Consider the following 18,157-nt stretch of genomic DNA (forward strand, 5'->3'; position numbering starts at 1 on the left):
GAATTTGAATATGAATATGAATATGGGAAGGTTACCCTTCCCATATGACCGAACAATTAATAGAAATCGTATTTAATGCCGATTTGTCCTTTAATACCGTAGTATTCGATTTGGTTTGGACGTTGTTCTGAACCGGTAAAATACTGTAATGGTTCATCGGTTAAATTGTTCAATTCAATATAAATCATGGCATTGTCGTTAATGTAGTATGAGGCACTGGCATCGACACTGGTATAATCGCCATAGTAAGTATCTAAATCACTATTACTGCCATGGTCTTCGATATATTGGCCTTTATGATTAACCGCGATTCGCGCAGCAAAATCTCCGTTGTCGTAATACATAGCGGCGTTGTAAAGTTCGTCTGCTTGTCTGGAAATGGTCACTTTATCACTACGCCCCGGTATATCCATTTCCGAATCCATTAAGGTGAAATTAAAGCTAAAACCAAAGTCTTTAAGCTCATCACTAATAAAGCTAAGATTGGTATTCGTCGCAAACTCTATGCCATGCAGCCAGGCATCATCGCCGTTCAATGGGCTTTTGACCGTAACTGATTGATCACGATAGCTGCCTTGGTATGTTTGTGAAAAAACCGGGTCAATAATTTGCTTATAAAAGTAGCCTACCGAAATAACACCGGCATCATCAAAGTACTGCTCAAACATTAAATCGAAGTTATTAGAGTAGGTTGGCTCTAGTTCTGGGTTCCCTGACTTTAGTAGGTTTTCCATTTCAAGATAGGTGGCACCGGGCGATAACTGACCAAAGTCGGGTCTAGCAAAAGTCCGTGTTAATGCTAAACGAACATTACTCATATCCGTTATATGATAAGTCGCATGCAATGACGGGAGAATTGACCAGTAATCTTTACTGCCTTGCTCTTGTTCAACTGACATACCATCATCATTTTCTACTGCAACAAAACCATCAACGTCTGTTTTTGTTTGTGTTGCCCGTAAACCACCTAGTATTGTCCACTTATCTGACGGTTTATAAGTTGCCATACCGTATAAAGATAAATGTGTTTCTTCTAAATCGAAGTTACGACTTAAACCACCACCATTTTCAACGACTTCAGAATCACCATCTAAAAAGCTTAGTTTATGATTGTTTTCATCCCACCAACGTTTCAAATCATTCACCGGGATCACTTGTGAAAATATCGATTGATAATCGATAGCAAAATTGTCTAAGTAATCACTACGCCCTGGTTGATCAGTAAGAGAAACCCCTAAATCATTCGCGACTTGTGCTAGTGTTGGTGTCGGCCCATACAAGTCTTCATTCCAACCATAGAATTTGTCGTAAAAACTCGCGTTTCTCTCTTTACTACGATATTTAGCCCCGGCTTTTAACTCTAGTTTTTCATTATATGAGTGGATTACATCAAACTGTGCAACAATTTTGTCGCGCTCTTTAATATCAATACCATAAAGCTCAACATCGGCTAAAACTGCCTGGGTAGGATCCATAGACCAATCACTTGGTAAATGAGTGCCTATCTCAAATGCAGGATCAGTACCGCCATCAATGGTGTTGTAGATCAAACCTGTACCTTGATCAACACCATTTCGAACACCAACATCACCATCAAAATCAACCCCTTGCTTGAACTTTACGACGTAGTAAGCGTTGTCTTCTCCATTGGGAATGTCGCCATACTCAAATTGATTCTGATAGGTACTCAACTTCCATTCAAGGCGAGTGTTAAAATCAATGTCGTACTCGCCACCAAATTCGAAACCGTGCATTTCAGTGATCAATTCATTGTAAATGTGTTGAAGTTCTACCCGATTTTTGTTGTACCTTACCCGATGCTTATAATGAGTTTCTTCATCACTTAACGTGCCATACATAGCTTTGGCATAGATTAAACCGTTGTCGAGTAAATATTCTCCAGCCATATTTAGACCATAAGTACTACGAGTTCCGGTATAGTCTCTTAATTCTAAACGATGCACACCTGCAACACCGTCATCATCAATTGCACGTCGTGGCTCATAGTTATCTGTTGCCCAATCGCGAACCCACGCGCTACCATTAATTAAAAAACCAAATCTTCCGTCTTCTGATCGGTCGCCATAGAGTACATTGAAAGAGGTACTGCCATCTTCCGCTTTTTCTGAGGCACCTAAACCAAGGTTTACAGACAATATTTTTTCATCTGGTGCACGACGAGTGGTAAAGTTGATATTGCCACCAATCGCATCCCCTTCCATATCCGGGGTGATCGCTTTTGAAACCTCAACCAATTCAATCATATCCGTAGGAAAAAAATCAAAAGCAACGGCGCGGCTGGTCGTTTCTTCTTCCGCCGTAGGCAGTCGGTCACCATTTATTGAGGTAGAATTCCATTGAGCCGGTAAGCCCCGAACAGCTACGAATCGGCCTTCACCCTGGTCGCGTTCAATCGAAACACCTGGCATGCGCTGTACCGCTTCGGCGGCATTTCTATCCGGCAGCTTGCCAATACCATCCGCCGAGAGAAAGTTCTTAATATTATTTGATTCTTTTTGCATATTCATCGCCAGCATAGCTCCGCGACGCATGTAGCCAACTGCTACGACTTCTTCCATCGTTTCTTGGCTTACATTAAGTAACAAATCTCCCAATTCAACAATTTGATTGTCAACGACTTCTATATCAAAATCTGCTGAAGGGTAGCCTAAATACTCGATGCGAATTGTTTGTTTACCCGCGGGTAAATGAGTTAGCGTAAACTGCCCTTTATGGTTGGTTGCTGTCTGTGATTCACCCCCGACTAAAATAACTTTAGCACCCGATAAATTGCCCGTTTTATCACTGACTAAACCAGAAATAGAACCATCTGCAAATGTGTTAAAGCTACATAGTGCCAGCAAGGCCGCAGCAATTGGTGTTAACTTTGTCATCATATCCCCTGAAAGTATTAATATTTAATCTAACTACTGGTCTAGACCAGATTCATGATTAAATTCTAAAACAGTTTTATGACATTAATATTTCAGAAAATTGAAGAGTTTAAGACAAAGCTTAGCAATGACTGATCTTTGCCGAATAATGTAGACATATTTTAAAATGGTGAGACATGTGGAAATAGTGGATGAGGAACAGGCCTAACTTCGGTCATCATCGCAAACTCTGTATTAGCAGCGGACCGTGACCAAACGGATTTACCGATTGTGGGCATTAGATAGGTATTTTCAGCTATTCCTCCATAAACGAAAAAAGGGTAATAACATCAATCTGTTATTACCCTTTCATTGAATCAATTTAAAAGTCAATTAATGATTTTCAGACACCATGTTGATGGTATATTTTGGTATTTCTACCACTAAATCTTCATCATTAACCACTGCCTGACAGCCCAAACGCGAGTCGGGTTCTAAGCCCCACGCTTTGTCGAGTAAATCGTCTTCGAGTTCATCGCTTTCTGCCAGCGAGTCAAAACCTTCGCGAATGATGACATGACAAGTGGTACATGCGCATACTTTTTCACAGGCGTGTTCTATGCCAATGTCATTTTTTAAGGCGACATTTAGCACACTTTCGCCCTTTTCTGCTTCTACTACTAAGCCCTCTGGGCATAATTCTTCGTTAGGAAGAAAAATAATTTGTGGCATGGTTAAACCTCATCTACCGAGTGACCTGCAAGCGCGGTGCGAATTGAAGAATCCATACGACGCTCGGCAAAGGTTGCTGTAACTTTATCAACCGCTTCAATTGCCTGTTCAATAGCAGCAATTTCGTCAGTTTGACTAATCGTTAATAAATTAGAAAGGGCAGTATTGATTGCTGCCAATTCGTCTGTTGTTAATAAACGTTCACCATCCTGGCTAATCGCTGCTGTAACGCCTTCAAACACACGCGACGCTTCTACTTGCTGCTCTTTTAGCATCCGGGCGTTCATATCTTCTTTGGCATTACTCATTGAATCTTTTAACATGTTAATAATGTCATTTTCTTCAAGACCAAATGATGGTTTGACTTCAATGGAAGATTCAACGCCAGTGGATTTCTCCATCGCGCTTACACTCAATAAACCATCGGCATCCACTTTAAAGGTAACGCGGATATGGGCGGCGCCAGCGGTCATTGCCGGAATGTTCCGCAGTTCAAAACGGGCCAGTGAACGACAATCTTCAACCAGTTCACGTTCACCCTGCAATACATGAATTGCCATCGCCGTTTGGCCATCTTTAAAGGTGGTAAACTCTTGTGCCTTGGCAACAGGAATGGTGGTATTTCGGGCGATCACTTTTTCAACCAGTCCACCCATGGTTTCTAAACCGAGTGACAGAGGGATAACATCGAGTAATAACATGTCGCTGTCTGGTTTATTACCCGCCAGCACATCGGCTTGAATGGCGGCGCCAATAGCAACCACTTTATCAGGGTCAATCGTGGTTAATGGCTGACGTTTAAAGTAATTTCCCACTTCGCTACGCACTAATGGCACTCTTGTAGAACCGCCGACCATAACGACTTCATGCACTTCATCAATGCCAACATCGGCATCTTTTAGTGAACGACGACAGGCACGAAGGGTTTTGGCGACTAACGGCTCGATCAATTGCTCAAAACTTTCACGAGTGATCGCACAACTAAATTCACTGCCATCTTCCAGGCTCAGACTCACCTTGGTATTGTCACTATCGGTTAACTGTTCTTTTACCGCACAAGCTTGTTGCAATATCTGACGTTCCATTGAGTTTGATAATGGCCGCACCAAACTGGCTTTTGCGAGAATATAGTCGACTAACGCCAAATCAAAATCATCACCACCTAAGGCGGAATCACCGCCGGTGGCCAACACTTCAAATACGCCTTTTGATAACCGTAATATCGAAATATCGAAGGTACCGCCACCTAAGTCAAAAACCGCGACGATACCTTCCTGGCCACTGTCTAAACCGTAGGCTACGGCCGCAGCGGTTGGTTCATTCAGTAATCGTAACACGTTGACACCAGCAATCGTCGCCGCATCTTTGGTGCTTTGCCGTTGCGCGTCATCGAAATATGCCGGCACGGTAATCACCACGCCTTCAAGATCGCCACCTAAAGATTGCTGCGCTCGTGCTACCAGGGTAGATAAGATTTCAGCCGATACTTGCACCGGGTTTTTCGCGCCTTTGCGTGTGTTGATTGACGGATGCGAGTCATCACCACAAAACTGGTAAGCTAGTGTTGGATATTTATTATTGATATCGGTTAATGAACGCCCCATCAGGCGTTTCACCGAAACAATGGTATTTTCAGGATCGCTAATCGACACATTTTTTGCAGCATTACCCACTAATGTGTCTTTCGCTTGATAACTGACAATGGATGGCAGAATATCTTGCCCATTGGAATCGGGTAAGGTTTCTGCTAACCCACTTTTCACACTCGCAACTAACGAGTTGGTGGTGCCTAAATCAATGCCTGCCGCTAAGCGGTGCTGATGAGGAACGGTACTTTGACCGGGTTCAGCAATTTGTAATAAAGCCATGGTATTTATCTATGTCGTAAAAATTTAAAGCAAGTTTAAGCTAGTCAAACAAGCTATCTTCAATGCGATCGAGTTCCACTTGTAATTTCAAATAGAACTTCAACTTTCTTAATAACTCACCAGCGCTCAGGTTGTGAGCTTGGTCGTCTACCAGCAACTTTTCTTGCAGTTGTTGCCATAAGTGCTGCGATTGTACGTCTATGGTTTCTTGTGCTGCAAACAACGCCGCATCAACATCACTGGCGTGTTCGATATCGGCAAGCATTTCTCTCAGTTCCATTTGCTCCATTAAGAAGCCGACGTCGCCTAAGGTTTCCTGCTCCGCGGGTAAATCAGTATTGCGTAATTTTAGCAGATACTCGCCACGAGAAATAGGCTGTTTCAGTGTTTGAAACGCATCATTAATTTCAGCCGATTTTTGTACGGCCAATAATTGTTGTTGTGCTGATGAATGAGCAAAACGGTCGGGGTGGACCGTTTTTTGTAATGCTTGATAGGTTGCAGACAATTCAGCTAAATCAAGTGTGAATTCAGCCTCCAGGCCAAACAGTTGAAAGTAATTCAATGCTGTATCCGCTTATACTTAGGTTAAAAACAAGGTTAAAAATAACTATTAATTCGTTGCTTAAACAAGTCGTTAAACATTAAAGCTTTCACCACAACCACATTCACCTTTGGCATTTGGGTTGGTAAATTTGAAACCTTCGTTTAACCCTTCTTTAACAAAGTCTAACTGGGTGCCATCAATATGCACCAGGCTTTTGCCATCAACGATGATATTTACATTGTCGATAGTAAACACTTGGTCATCTTCATTAAGCTCGTCAACAAATTCCAAAACATAAGCCAAACCAGAACAACCCGTGGTTTTTATGCCCAGGCGCAAACCTAAACCTTTGCCGCGGTTATCGATAAACGATCTTACTCGCTCCGTTGCTGCTGGAGTCATTGATATTGCCATTACCTGTTCACCTAAAGTTAGTTTTTCGCTTTGTAATCTTCAATTGCCGCTTTAATCGCGTCTTCCGCTAAAATAGAGCAATGAATTTTTACTGGCGGTAGTGCTAGTTCTTCAGCAATTGCCGTGTTTTTAATTTCACTTGCTTCATCAATAGACTTGCCTTTAACCCACTCAGTCACTAATGAACTTGAGGCGATTGCAGAACCACAACCGTAGGTTTTAAATTTTGCATCTTCGATAATGCCTTGATCATCAATTTTCAACTGTAACTTCATCACATCGCCACACGCTGGTGCACCCACCATGCCAGTGGCAACGCTTGGATCATTTTTATCGAATGACCCTACGTTACGTGGATTTTCATAATGATCGATTACTTTTTCGCTATAAGCCATAAATTACCCCTAATACTTTAATTGCACTTCACTAGTTGCTACTAATGTTAGTGACCTACCCACTCAACTTTGTCTAAATCAACACCATCCTGGAACATTTCCCATAATGGCGACATTTCACGTAAGTGGCTAATTGCGCCCTGAATTAATTCAATCGCGTAATCAACTTCTTCTGTGGTGGTAAAACGACCAAAGCTGAAACGAATTGAACTATGTGCCATTTCATCATTTAAGCCCAATGCACGCAGTACATAAGACGGCTCTAAACTTGCTGAAGTACAAGCAGAACCCGATGAAACCGCTAAATCTTTTAATGCCATAATTAACGACTCGCCTTCAACAAAGTTGAAGCTCACGTTTAAATTACCGTTGTAACGTTTATCGAAATCACCGTTGACAAAAACTTGTTCCATGCCTTTTAAGCCGGCCCATAAACGATCACGCATCGCCGTTACGTGGGCTAAGTCTTGCGCCATTTCTTCTTTCGCAATACGACATGCTTCACCAAAACCAACAATTTGATGGGTTGCTAAGGTGCCACTACGCATACCACGTTCATGACCACCACCGTGCATTTGTGCTTCTAAACGAATACGAGGTTTACGACGAACGTAAAGCGCGCCAATGCCTTTCGGGCCATACATTTTATGGGCCGAAATCGACAACAAATCGACTTTGCTTTGTTGCATGTCTAATGGAATTTTACCCACTGACTGAGCAGCATCGACATGGAAAATGATTTTACGAGAACGACATAATTCGCCAATCTCATTAATGTCTTGAATCACACCAATTTCGTTATTTACGTGCATAATCGACACTAACACTGTGTCATCACGCATTGCCGCTTCTAATTTGTTTAAGTCAATTAAACCATTATCTTCCGGGTCTAAATACGTTACTTCAAAACCTTGACGCTCTAATTCACGACAAGTATCTAACACCGCTTTGTGCTCAGTTTTAGCAGTGATGATGTGCTTACCACGTTTGTTATAAAAATGCGCAGCACCTTTAATGGCAAGGTTATCTGACTCTGTTGCGCCAGAAGTAATCACAATTTCTCGAGGATCAGCGTTGATTAAATCAGCAATTTGATTACGTGCGATATCGACCGCTTCTTCTGCCTGCCAGCCAAATTTGTGCGAACGTGACGCCGGATTACCAAAAAAACCGTCGCTAGTCATGTATTGCATCATTTTTTCGGCAACACGCTTATCTACGGGTGTTGTTGCAGAATAATCAAGATAAATTGGTAACTTCATGAATGTTCTCTCTCAATAAACGGTGGTTGTATTACCACTCGCCAATAATATTTCGTGTTGATATCAAAGTGCCAACCGGCTTGCCATGCGCATGAGTTTCATACTCTTCATCCTGGCGCTTTGCTACTTGTTTCACATCACCTTGCTGAACCAGCTCACTTAGGGTGATATTGCTTAAAAAGTCGGTAATTCTATTGCTTAATTGATCCCATAAATTATGAGTTAAGCATTGATGTCCGCCCTGACAATTTCCCTGGCCCTGACATTTTGTTGCGTCTACGCTTTCATCTACGGCGCGAATAACATCGGCGACAGCAATTTGTGCTGAACACTTACCCAAACGGTAACCGCCGCCTGGACCCCGAACGCTGCTAACTAAACCGTTTTTGCGTAAACGGGAAAATAATTGTTCCAAATAGGATAGTGAAATGCCTTGTCGTTCCGATATGTCGGCCAAAGGAACAGGACCACTTTCAGCGTGTATTGCTACATCAAGCATCGCGGTTACCGCATAGCGGCCTTTGGAAGTTAATTTCATCGCATATTCCTATAATTATCACCTAAACGTTCACTTTTCAGACGATTCATTCTCGAATTTGAACAGTTTTGGTATTCATTGAGCGCATTTTACTTACTTGAGTAAAATAGTCAACTAAATACCCGACCATTTTACTCAAGTAATAGCAATTGAGCAAGATTAAATTATAGGATCGAAGGAATCTTTTTCTTGTTCACGACGTTTAGCCGCCGCTTTTTCCGCCTCATCAAACTCGGTGACATGCAATGTTGGCAATTCAATTTCGCAAACTTCACCACCCACTTGATTAACCGCTTTGGTTACTTCCAGCAATTTGGCATCCATTAAATTAACATGATCTAACACTCTGCCAATCGCTTTTGCTACCGGATCTGGATTATCGTTCGATACCGCGTACGCATCAAAGCCAAATTTACTGGCGAGTTTGTGACGTTCGCTCCCTTCAGGCTCTTTCGAGTTACTCACTACACGGCCAGGAATACCAACCACAGTTGCCCCTTCAGGCACATCTTTAACCACTACCGCGTTAGAGCCAATACGAGCATTTTCGCCAATCATTAATGGCCCGAGAACTTTTGCTCCGGCACCAATAACAACATTGTTGCCTAAGGTTGGATGACGTTTTCCGGCATTCCAGCTAGTACCGCCTAAGGTGACACCATGATAAACCGTACAATCTTCGCCGATTTCTGCGGTTTCGCCAATGACGATGCCCATGCCATGGTCAATAAAGAAACGGCGACCGATAGTAGCACCCGGATGTATTTCGACTCCGGTTAACCAGCGAAACAAGGTAGAAATTGTGCGCGCCAACCATTTAAATTTGCGCTGCCATAACCAATTAGAGATACAGTGCCCCCAGATGGCGTGAAGCCCTGGGTAGTTGGTTAACACTTCAAAGGTCGTTCTGGCTGCGGGGTCGCGGTCAAACACACTTTTTATATCTTCTTTAATTCGGCTAAACATTTTGTTCCTACTTGTATGATTGGTATTAGTTAACTTTCTTTTTGAAAATTTGCTCAAGCTGAAAGCAGCTTAAGTCGCATATTGAAAGTAAACCTACAATCAATAGCTTAGTCTTTATTCGCTGTTGCCGCCGCTTTATCAATTGACGCCAAGATGCCGCGCAGCATTTTTAATTCTTTCCCATCAGGACGAGCACGGTTAAATAAACGACGCACTTTGGTCATTATAATGCCCGGATGCTTTGGTTGAATAAACCCGGTTTTTTGCATTGCACTTTCAAAGTGGTCATAAAAACGCTCGGTTTCTTCAACTAATTGATACTTCGCTTCACCGTCTTCATCAACCACAGCGGTAGCCGTTACTGCTGATTTGTTATTCTCAAATTTAGCCTCTTCGGCTTCTAAGAAATTCATGCGAATTTCATAGCTTAACGTTTGTACTGCCATTGCTAAATTTAATGAGCTGTATTCCGGATTTGCCGGAATCGCCACATGGTAATGGCACAGTTGAAGTTCATCGTTGGTTAAACCACTGCTTTCGCGGCCAAATACTAACGCCACCGGGTATTGATTACCCTCTTCAACCATTTTTTTACCACAACGTCTTGGCTCAAGCATTGGCCAGGGCAAAGTACGCGATCTGGCACTGGTGCCAACTACTAGACCGCAATCTTCAATTGCTTCTTTCAACGTGGCTACAACTTTGGCATTACCTAACACATCACTTGCGCCTGCAGAGAGTGCTTGCGCCTGACCATTAGGCATTTCAATTGGGTCTACCAAAATCAAATTTTTAAGGCCCATGGTTTTCATGGCACGAGCTGCTGAGCCGATATTTCGACAATCTGAAGTATTTACTAAAACAATACGGACGTTATCTAACATGTGGTTTTTCTATGCGATTCAAATTGGCCGCGATTTTAACACATGCATTGCCATTATGTAGCTAAAATTACCATAAAAACGTTACAATAAAGAAAAAAATAGAGTATTTACTTAGTTCATTTCTTTATTATCAAGTTAAATTCTATATATCGTAGTTGACCAGTGGTTTCACTGGCAAAGCCTAATTTTTAGTCTATAAATAACCTCAATACAGAATATTTTTCTCTTGAGAGAGGCAATTTTAGCTGCGGCTCGCATAAACAAAAAATATTTGCTATACTGTGCGCCGTTTTGTCAATCCTGTCGGGATTGGCTATAGAATTGTTCTTTTTAAAATTAGGGTAGTCATTTATGCATCCGATGCTAAATATCGCAATACGCGCCGCGCGTAGTGCAGGTAGTGTAATTGCTCGCGCTTTCGAAAATACTGACAAAGTGTCAGTTGAATCTAAAGGCAGCAATGATATTGTAACAAACATAGACTTAGAAGCTGAGCAAATCATCATTGATACGCTGCTTAAGTCGTATCCTGAACACTCGATTGTGAGTGAAGAACGAGGTGTTATTGAAGGAACAAACCCTGACTACCAATGGATCATCGACCCGCTTGATGGTACCTCTAATTTTGTCAAAGGCATCCCTCATTTCGCCGTATCGATTGCCCTAAAAGTAAAGGGTAAGTTAGACCAAGCGGTTATTTATGATCCAATTCGTGGTGAATTATTTACTGCCAGCCGTGGTAATGGCGCGCAATTAAACAGCCTTCGTGTTCGCGTTCAAGCACATAAAGAAGTTGCAGGTACCATATTGGCAACAGGCTTCCCATTCAAGCAAAAAGCCAGTACCGATGCCTATCTTGAAATGTTTAAAACATTATTCTTGAAAACTGCAGACATTCGCCGTGCCGGTTGTGCTTCTTTAGATTTAGCTTATGTAGCCGCAGGCCGTGTTGATGGTTTTTGGGAACTTGGTTTAAAGCCGTGGGATACTGCCGCGGGTGAGTTAATGGTCATTGAAGCCGGTGGCTTAGTAACCGATTTAATGGGTGGTCATAACCATTCTAAATCTGGCAACATTGTTGCCGGAAGCCCACGCTTATTGAAAGAAATTTTAACAGACATTCGTCCGCATTTAACTCCGGCGATGAAACTGTAAATTAAAAAAATACTTTTTTTAATAGGGCTAAACCTTCGCAGGTTTAGCCTTTTTTTTTAATTCAAGGATGAATTAACTTAGAATTGCCACGGATGGCATAAATTCTGTAATTCAAGGATGAATTAAATAAGGCTAAATCTTCGCAGGTTTAGCCTTTTTTTTGCCCAAAGAAGTGTATATATCAAAAATGCATTAACACATGGATGTACCTAAGTAGAATGCGATCTGACCTGACAGCCCAGCTGTTCACTCTTGCCACAATGTATGGACTCCTCCAACCTATAAGCTAGGTTTATTAGTGTCGACCAAAACACAAATAGAGGGATCCATACATGAACAAAGTTAATACTATTGGCGTAGATTTAGCAAAAAATGTTATTCAAGTTTCTATTCTTTCGCCTTCAAATAAAGAACTAACAAACAAAGAGCTTGCTCGAACAAAGTTCGCCGAGTTTCTCGCAAAGCAACCTGTAAGCCTTGTTGCCTTCGAAGCATGCTCAACAGCTCACCACTGGGCGAGGTTAGCTAGAAATTGTGGGCATCAGATAAAAATCTTGCCAGCAAAGGTTGTATCAACGTTTCGCCAAGGCCATAAAACAGATAAGAACGATGCACTAGCTGTCGCTGAAGCAGCGAACAGACCAAACGTTAAAGAAGCACCACTGAAAGAACTTGAGCAGCAAGGTATGCAGTCTATCCAACGTTCAAGAGAACTGCTGGTTCAAAATAAAACGTGCTTATCAAATCACATTCGTGGCTTGTTGATGGAATTTGGCGTGTTTATCCCCAAAGGTTTCGCTTCTCTTTTTAAAAACATTCCAGACATTTTGGAAGACGGTGAAAACGATGTACCCGTCATGTTCAGGGCAACACTTAATCTCATGTATCAACGTTTACTCGACCTTCGTGATGATGTGGCATTATTGGATGAACAAGTTAAACAATTAGTGAAAAACAACGAAGCATGTTCGAACCTAACTAACATGGAAGGTGTTGGGCCAATCAGTGCAATCTTGTTATTTTCTACACTCGGTACAGGCGAAGCGTTTAAAAATGGTCGAGAATTCTCGGCCTATATTGGCTTAACGCCAAAGCAACACAGTAGCGGTGGTAAAGCGAGTTTGATGGGCATCAGTAAATTTGTTGCTAATAAGCGTCTTCGCTCAGTATTAATACAAGGCGCTCGCTCATACGTTCATCGTATGAAATCAGTCACCACTAAAAAAGATGAGTGGTTAGTCAAATTAATTGAACGTGCGGGGTATGGTAAAGCAGCCGTTGCACTGGCGAATAAAAACGTTCGAACTGCCTGGGCATTATTAACTCAGGGAACAGAATATAGGAAAGAACTAATCGCTTAAATTACCGTTATTTATGGTATTTAAAATGTTTTAAAAGAGTTTCGCCAAGTAAGCCAAGATTAGATAAAGATATCCATCTTGATAAAACCTGTTCCGCAAAGTGGGATTTAAACCCGTTGCCACATATAGGAATCGAGATGCGCATACATTGAGGGTTAGGAGATAGCTTCTCCAAATAAAAACCGAATATACGTACGCGCCTTAACCTAATAACGGAATACTTGATGAAATGGAGGAGTCCACTTTGCGGAAATAAACATTGCTTGAATCATTGTGTTTTTGGGGCCAGAAAGTTCGCATAGCCGACGTTAGCGCTTGCTTCAACAATGACAGCTCTTCCGACAAAGAACATTTCGGACATTAATGATTAAATCTGCTTGCTCAGAAAACCCATGTTATTGCATGGGGCTTCTGAGCAGATTTAAAACAGTTTTGAGTCTGTTTAGTCCAAATTAGCTGTTAGGTGATAAATTTCCATTTACGTTTTTACAGCCTTGCCAAGGCTGATAAATATTATCTATGTGAATCCATTGTTCGGAGCTATAGCCAGAGAGTTTTACTGAAAGAGCTAATTTAAACATAGTCTGGTTACTGTTTGCTTCGATTACTCTTCCACAGAATGTGTTGTCACCAACCTTAACAGTCTTCCGCCATTTATTTAGACTTTCCAATTTAGCGATACGGCGGGCCTGAGCAAGTTCTTGCGCTTGTTTTCTTTTATTGGCTCGATCAACTTCAAATTTAAGTGCTAACTTTTCTTTACTCTTTGCTGAAGCAATTAAGTTAGCGTAATCTGAATTGGAGTATTTCTCGATAAAAGAGTGCCAAGCTAGGCTCGAATTTGTGTTTTTTAGACGCTTGAATCTCAGGATTTGTTCAGAACGATTAACATGTAATAACGCAGTAGATGTATCAAGACCAAGCAATTCTTCTTGTTTTTGTAACCTTTTCATTTTAATTCTAGCGTTCTCAATTTCATCTACAGAATTAAATGAAGCTTTACTATAATAATTGATGGAATCAGCCGCAAGTAAGTCATAATATTTGTCATATTCACTTGTAATTCTTAATTTTTCTTGTTCGTAATAATCTGAAATTTGTGAGGTGAAATAATTATCTAAATCCTCTAATGAGCTTGGTAAGTTAATTGAATAAGGAGCGATTTCCCTTAGATAATGTGTACGAGATGATTTTGATGATGTTCTTAAATTGTCCAGTTTATATGACTTAAAGTTAAGTTCTTTGTTAAGGTTTTCTAGGTATTTTTGATTTTTATTGTCAGCGATTACAATTTGGGAAATTACTTTTTTATAAGTAGCAAAAGATCCAAATTTAAGCTTAACTTGCTCTCGAATCTCATTAGTAAATGCTACGTGATCAAAATATACATTCTTATTTATTCTTTTAGTAAGGAATGAATCTCCGTCATCAGCAAGATCAGCAACCCCAGCCACTAACAACCATGGTGATATAGCCGCTACAAACACTCCAGCGGTAGCATCTTTTGCATACTCGCTTAAATTATTTTGATCTTTAAAGGGGTCATACTGTTCATATGAAAGGCCCTTTCGTTTAGTCATTTCCTCAAAGGTGTCACCTCTCATTGCGCTTGCAAAGCTCAATCCTATGAAAGGATTCGCTAATTCTTCAAGGGCTTCACACGCGCTTTCCTCACAAGTAAATTGCTTAGTTTCAAAGCCAGGATAAAATGTTGCCGCATCAAAAATCCATTCGTTAGTTTTTCGATCTGAGTTTATTATAGATTTTCGTGCTTGAGGAGAAGATGAATAAAATTGATCTTTTATATAAAAGCCATCTCCATTTTGAACTAATTTTCCGTAAATTGAGCCTCGCAGTATTTTCTGACTATCTACTGATGATGACTTGTTTTCCGTTCCATTTATGGCACATCCGGTTAAAATCAATACACTCAATGTTGTACTGAACAACTTTCCTAACATTTCACAATTCCTTTTTTTTATTATTAAACGTGTTGAGGTTATTTCAATTTATATGAGTTAAATAATTAATGATACTGAGTATGATGATAGCAAAAATGTAGCAAACTGTAATTGATTTCTAATAACTTGTATTGGCAGGATTTTTTATGATCTTTTTTCTGTTTAAAGGTGGCAATAATAAGTGTCACAAATGAATTTAACTAACGTATATTTAAAGTACACTCTAAACTTCAGCATTCAGCGCAATATCGTAGTTTTTCGGTATAGCCATCGTTTAATCTGGAAAGTGTTTACTTTGAGCCTACTTAAGAAACAAATCAACCAAATTATTTTTCTAAATTAATCTCGACTTTTCCTTTGACGATATTGTATAACATAACATGATTCTTAGCGTATAAAGTGGTCTATAGAAAGAACGCTGTATACTTCTGCTATTGGCATCCCAGAATCAATCGTAGTTGACGTATGTGATTGAAATGATTAACGTCTCCTATTAGCTGAGATGAAGACGTATAGCTAACACGAGTGCTACGGTCTCCAATGTGGCAAAAGTGATCATCAGGAGCCAGCCTTATTCTAACTGCCTTTCTATTTTTGTAAGATCAAATCCTAGCTATCACAAAAAATATTTATATTTTATTTTTTACTTATAGTTAATTAACATTAATTCTGTTTGTCTTGGCGCTAAATAAGACACTTTATCGCGACTAAAGATGGCGTTTTCTTCGAGCATGATGCTGATATCCTTTTGCCATTCAGCGCTTGCTACTTGCACATTTAACTCAATCGCATATGCGGTATCCTGGTGAAGTGCTCTGTCCCCTTCTCCGGGTACGCCGAATTGCGAGTCCCATTTGCCAATAGTGGTGCCTGCTGCATGGCCGTAAGAGCCAATCGGGTGCGAGTAAATCATCGGCTTAATGCCGGCTAACATTGCCTGTTCACGGGTTCTCGATAATATTTCATTACCGCTTCTGCCAACAACAAAGTTATTGGTGAGGATATCCTGCAACTGATTGCCTTGCTTTAACGCATTTTGTAAAAACTTAGGTGCCGTTGTTTCTTCCGGCTTTAACACATAAGCGTGTTGTTGAATATCGGTATTCAGCCGTAAGTAACTTATACCGAAATCCACATGCAAAAAATCACCGGGCAAAATGATCAAACTGGGATCTTCACTGACCCCAAGTTTTTTATATTTTCGTTGTAATCGAATTGACGGCTGAAACCAGGTTTGTAACCCTAACTGGCTCACTCGGTCACGAAACCACCAGACTAAATCGCCTACCGTGGTTTTGCGAGGGCGGATCACTTCGTTGGAAAAGCCTTGTTTAATGATAGTCTTAGTTAATGCCACCATTTCAGTTAGCAGTTCTACTTCTTCCTTAATGCGAGTTTCTAACCAGCTTACCGCCAACGGCTCGGCCGACACAATGCGCTCACGATATTGAGTTGGCAAATACGAAAACAGTAAGTCGCGTTCGCTTGCCACCAGGCCATCGGCAAGTTCGTAGTCAGAAGATTGATTAATGGCAATGCGATTAGGGTTGCGTGCTTTAATTAGCTCAAGCAAAGCCTGCATCTGATCTGGTTGCTTTTCTTTATCCCAGGCTTTTTTGAAAATACTTCCCACATCATAGCGAGCGATAGCTTGCGCACTTATGCCTGCCTTGCCCATGTCGGTAAACACTAAAATGGTTCTGCGACGTGCTCCCATCCAGGTTGCTGGCAAAAACGTTTTCAATATTGGATCTTCATTATATTCACGTGAAATCAATATCCACATGTCAACATTTGCCTGCCGCATTAGGCCAGGCAATAATTGTTTAACTCGTTTATCTAAAATGTTGTCAATGACCAAACTGCGTTGTTGCATAGATAAAATGTTATGTTCAGTTTTAAATTTGTTTTTAACCGTTGTAGCAAAAGCGGGGGAAGTATAGAGCAGCAGAAAATTAATCAATAAAACAATAAAGATGAGCAATTTATGCTGGCCAAAGCTAAGCACAGAACAGTAATTTTGATTGGTTTTTATGGTCATTGTTAAATCTTTTGGTAAATGAAACATCGATAATTTCAGCATAGCTAACAACTTCAATTCACTCAAGTCATTAAATTTTAACAGAATTTATTTTTTTATTGATACAGATTAAGCTTTAATAGCTTTTTGATATATAAAAGTATAAAGCAATTCTTTAAAGTTATTATAATTTCGATATGATGACAGGGTACTTAACATTTTAATGCCAATCGGTTTTTGATTGGCATTGGTTAACACATTATCAAATCATAATACGAGTAAAGATGAACACAGGTAAGCAAGTTTTAGCAAAATCACAATTTCTTCATGGCGAGGTGGCGTTAATTGGCGCTGGACCTGGCGATGCCGAATTGTTGACGCTTAAAGCTTTGCGTTTTATTGAAAACGCCGATGTGATCATTTATGACCGCTTAGTGAGTAATGAAATTTTAACCCTGACACCCGCTCATTGTCATCGCATTTACGTAGGTAAAGCGATTCATAAACATTGCGTTTCTCAGGATAAAATTAATGACACCTTGGTTGAGTGGGCACAAAAAGGCAAAAAGGTGGTACGACTAAAGGGTGGCGACAGCTTTATCTTTGGTCGCGGCTCAGAAGAAGTAAATTATTTACTCGAGCACAATATTGCCAGTCATGTGATCCCCGGAATCACCGCAGCGTCAGGTTGTACGACCTATGCCGGTATTCCGTTAACACACCGCAATATTGCGCACAGTTGTAGCTTTATTACCGGTCACTTCAGCCATGACGGTGAACTTGACTTGCCTTGGCAAAATTATGCCAATAGCACCCAAACCTTAGTGTTTTATATGGGCATAAAATCAGTGTCTACCATTGCCGAGCAATTAATTGCCCATGGTCGAGCAGCGACTACCCCTGCAGCGATTATTCGCAAAGGTACGCAAAATGATCAAAAAGTTTGGCGCAGCACACTCGCCACTTTGCCTGATCTGGTTGCCAATGATGAGATAAAACCACCGAGTTTATTAGTAATAGGTGATGTCGTTAACGCTGTGCAACAGCACAGTAGTGAAAATGTTGATGGAGTTGGCCAGGTGGCCTATTTTGCCCCCAAGTTAGCAGCAACTCCAGATAACCGTTTTGCCCAACACGCAAGTAATACAGTACTCCCTGGAATTGCTATTTAGCGGGCAGTT

15 protein-coding genes are annotated in these 18,157 nt (G+C 40.9%); 3 read left to right on the forward strand and 12 right to left on the reverse strand.

The genetic code is table 11. The features are described 5' to 3' along the window. Positions 1-56: 56 nt before the first annotated feature. From ND16A_RS15395 to trmJ, 10 genes are all read right to left on the reverse strand, one after another. Complete coding sequence (locus ND16A_RS15395; RefSeq protein WP_033076342.1) at positions 57-2,897, reverse strand: TonB-dependent receptor; 2,841 nt, start codon at positions 2,895-2,897, stop codon at positions 57-59. Positions 2,898-3,266: 369 nt separating this feature from the next. Next, positions 3,267-3,605 (reverse strand): ISC system 2Fe-2S type ferredoxin, encoded by a 339-nt coding sequence (gene fdx / locus ND16A_RS15390; protein WP_033076343.1) that lies wholly within the window; start codon positions 3,603-3,605, stop codon positions 3,267-3,269. A gap of 2 nt (positions 3,606-3,607) precedes the next feature. Then, complete coding sequence (hscA, locus tag ND16A_RS15385; protein ID WP_033076344.1) at positions 3,608-5,473, reverse strand: Fe-S protein assembly chaperone HscA; 1,866 nt, start codon at positions 5,471-5,473, stop codon at positions 3,608-3,610. Positions 5,474-5,513: 40 nt separating this feature from the next. After that, the gene (hscB, locus tag ND16A_RS15380) at positions 5,514-6,038 is read right to left on the reverse strand and encodes a co-chaperone HscB (RefSeq protein WP_033076345.1); all 525 of its coding nucleotides are present in this window, start codon (positions 6,036-6,038) and stop codon (positions 5,514-5,516) included. Positions 6,039-6,110: 72 nt separating this feature from the next. Then, positions 6,111-6,434: an iron-sulfur cluster assembly protein IscA gene (gene iscA, locus ND16A_RS15375; protein ID WP_033076346.1), complete on the reverse strand. Its 324-nt coding sequence runs from the start codon at positions 6,432-6,434 to the stop codon at positions 6,111-6,113. A gap of 17 nt (positions 6,435-6,451) precedes the next feature. Next, the gene (gene iscU, locus ND16A_RS15370; RefSeq protein WP_033076347.1) at positions 6,452-6,829 is read right to left on the reverse strand and encodes a Fe-S cluster assembly scaffold IscU; all 378 of its coding nucleotides are present in this window, start codon (positions 6,827-6,829) and stop codon (positions 6,452-6,454) included. 47 nt (positions 6,830-6,876) lie between these two features. Next, the gene (locus ND16A_RS15365) at positions 6,877-8,091 is read right to left on the reverse strand and encodes an IscS subfamily cysteine desulfurase (protein WP_033076348.1); all 1,215 of its coding nucleotides are present in this window, start codon (positions 8,089-8,091) and stop codon (positions 6,877-6,879) included. Positions 8,092-8,122: 31 nt separating this feature from the next. After that, entirely contained in the window at positions 8,123-8,629 is a 507-nt protein-coding gene (gene iscR, locus ND16A_RS15360) for a Fe-S cluster assembly transcriptional regulator IscR (RefSeq protein WP_033076349.1), read from the reverse strand. A 159-nt stretch (positions 8,630-8,788) separates the two neighbouring features. Further along, on the reverse strand, positions 8,789-9,652 hold the full coding sequence (cysE, locus tag ND16A_RS15355; RefSeq protein WP_268746302.1) for a serine O-acetyltransferase: 864 nt from the start codon (positions 9,650-9,652) through the stop codon (positions 8,789-8,791). 50 nt (positions 9,653-9,702) lie between these two features. Beyond that, positions 9,703-10,479: a tRNA (cytosine(32)/uridine(32)-2'-O)-methyltransferase TrmJ gene (trmJ, locus tag ND16A_RS15350; RefSeq protein WP_033076351.1), complete on the reverse strand. Its 777-nt coding sequence runs from the start codon at positions 10,477-10,479 to the stop codon at positions 9,703-9,705. A gap of 351 nt (positions 10,480-10,830) precedes the next feature. Here trmJ and suhB point away from each other — a divergent pair, with 351 nt between their 5' ends. After that, positions 10,831-11,634: an inositol-1-monophosphatase gene (gene suhB, locus ND16A_RS15345; RefSeq protein ID WP_033076352.1), complete on the forward strand. Its 804-nt coding sequence runs from the start codon at positions 10,831-10,833 to the stop codon at positions 11,632-11,634. Between the two features lie 332 nt (positions 11,635-11,966). Beyond that, entirely contained in the window at positions 11,967-12,995 is a 1,029-nt protein-coding gene (locus ND16A_RS15340; RefSeq protein ID WP_033076353.1) for an IS110 family transposase, read from the forward strand. Positions 12,996-13,447: 452 nt separating this feature from the next. On the opposite strand, the gene ND16A_RS15335 is transcribed toward ND16A_RS15340, so the two are convergent. After that, positions 13,448-14,956 (reverse strand): hypothetical protein, encoded by a 1,509-nt coding sequence (locus ND16A_RS15335; RefSeq protein WP_033076354.1) that lies wholly within the window; start codon positions 14,954-14,956, stop codon positions 13,448-13,450. Between the two features lie 643 nt (positions 14,957-15,599). Then, on the reverse strand, positions 15,600-16,997 hold the full coding sequence (locus ND16A_RS15330; protein ID WP_235281968.1) for a Xaa-Pro aminopeptidase: 1,398 nt from the start codon (positions 16,995-16,997) through the stop codon (positions 15,600-15,602). 263 nt (positions 16,998-17,260) lie between these two features. Here ND16A_RS15330 and cobA point away from each other — a divergent pair, with 263 nt between their 5' ends. Continuing rightward, positions 17,261-18,148, forward strand: a complete 888-nt coding sequence (gene cobA / locus ND16A_RS15325; RefSeq protein WP_081945457.1) for a uroporphyrinogen-III C-methyltransferase — start codon at positions 17,261-17,263, stop codon at positions 18,146-18,148. Positions 18,149-18,157: the final 9 nt, after the last annotated feature.

Source organism: Thalassotalea sp. ND16A, assembly GCF_000764205.1.
In the GTDB taxonomy this organism is placed as follows: Bacteria; Pseudomonadota; Gammaproteobacteria; order Enterobacterales; family Alteromonadaceae; genus Thalassotalea_A.

Bases quoted from the DNA above. Each gene is read 5' to 3' on its own strand.
- ND16A_RS15340 (WP_033076353.1), top strand. From the start codon at position 11,967: ATGAACAAAGTTAATACTATTGGCGTAGATTTAGCAAAAAATGTTATT.
- fdx (WP_033076343.1), bottom strand. From the start codon at position 3,605: ATGCCACAAATTATTTTTCTTCCTAACGAAGAATTATGCCCAGAGGGC.
- ND16A_RS15365 (WP_033076348.1), bottom strand. From the start codon at position 8,091: ATGAAGTTACCAATTTATCTTGATTATTCTGCAACAACACCCGTAGAT.
- cobA (WP_081945457.1), top strand. From the start codon at position 17,261: ATGAACACAGGTAAGCAAGTTTTAGCAAAATCACAATTTCTTCATGGC.
- iscA (WP_033076346.1), bottom strand. From the start codon at position 6,434: ATGGCAATATCAATGACTCCAGCAGCAACGGAGCGAGTAAGATCGTTT.
- iscR (WP_033076349.1), bottom strand. From the start codon at position 8,629: ATGAAATTAACTTCCAAAGGCCGCTATGCGGTAACCGCGATGCTTGAT.
- suhB (WP_033076352.1), top strand. From the start codon at position 10,831: ATGCATCCGATGCTAAATATCGCAATACGCGCCGCGCGTAGTGCAGGT.
- trmJ (WP_033076351.1), bottom strand. From the start codon at position 10,479: ATGTTAGATAACGTCCGTATTGTTTTAGTAAATACTTCAGATTGTCGA.
- ND16A_RS15330 (WP_235281968.1), bottom strand. From the start codon at position 16,997: ATGACCATAAAAACCAATCAAAATTACTGTTCTGTGCTTAGCTTTGGC.
- ND16A_RS15395 (WP_033076342.1), bottom strand. From the start codon at position 2,897: ATGATGACAAAGTTAACACCAATTGCTGCGGCCTTGCTGGCACTATGT.
- iscU (WP_033076347.1), bottom strand. From the start codon at position 6,829: ATGGCTTATAGCGAAAAAGTAATCGATCATTATGAAAATCCACGTAAC.
- ND16A_RS15335 (WP_033076354.1), bottom strand. From the start codon at position 14,956: ATGTTAGGAAAGTTGTTCAGTACAACATTGAGTGTATTGATTTTAACC.
- hscA (WP_033076344.1), bottom strand. From the start codon at position 5,473: ATGGCTTTATTACAAATTGCTGAACCCGGTCAAAGTACCGTTCCTCAT.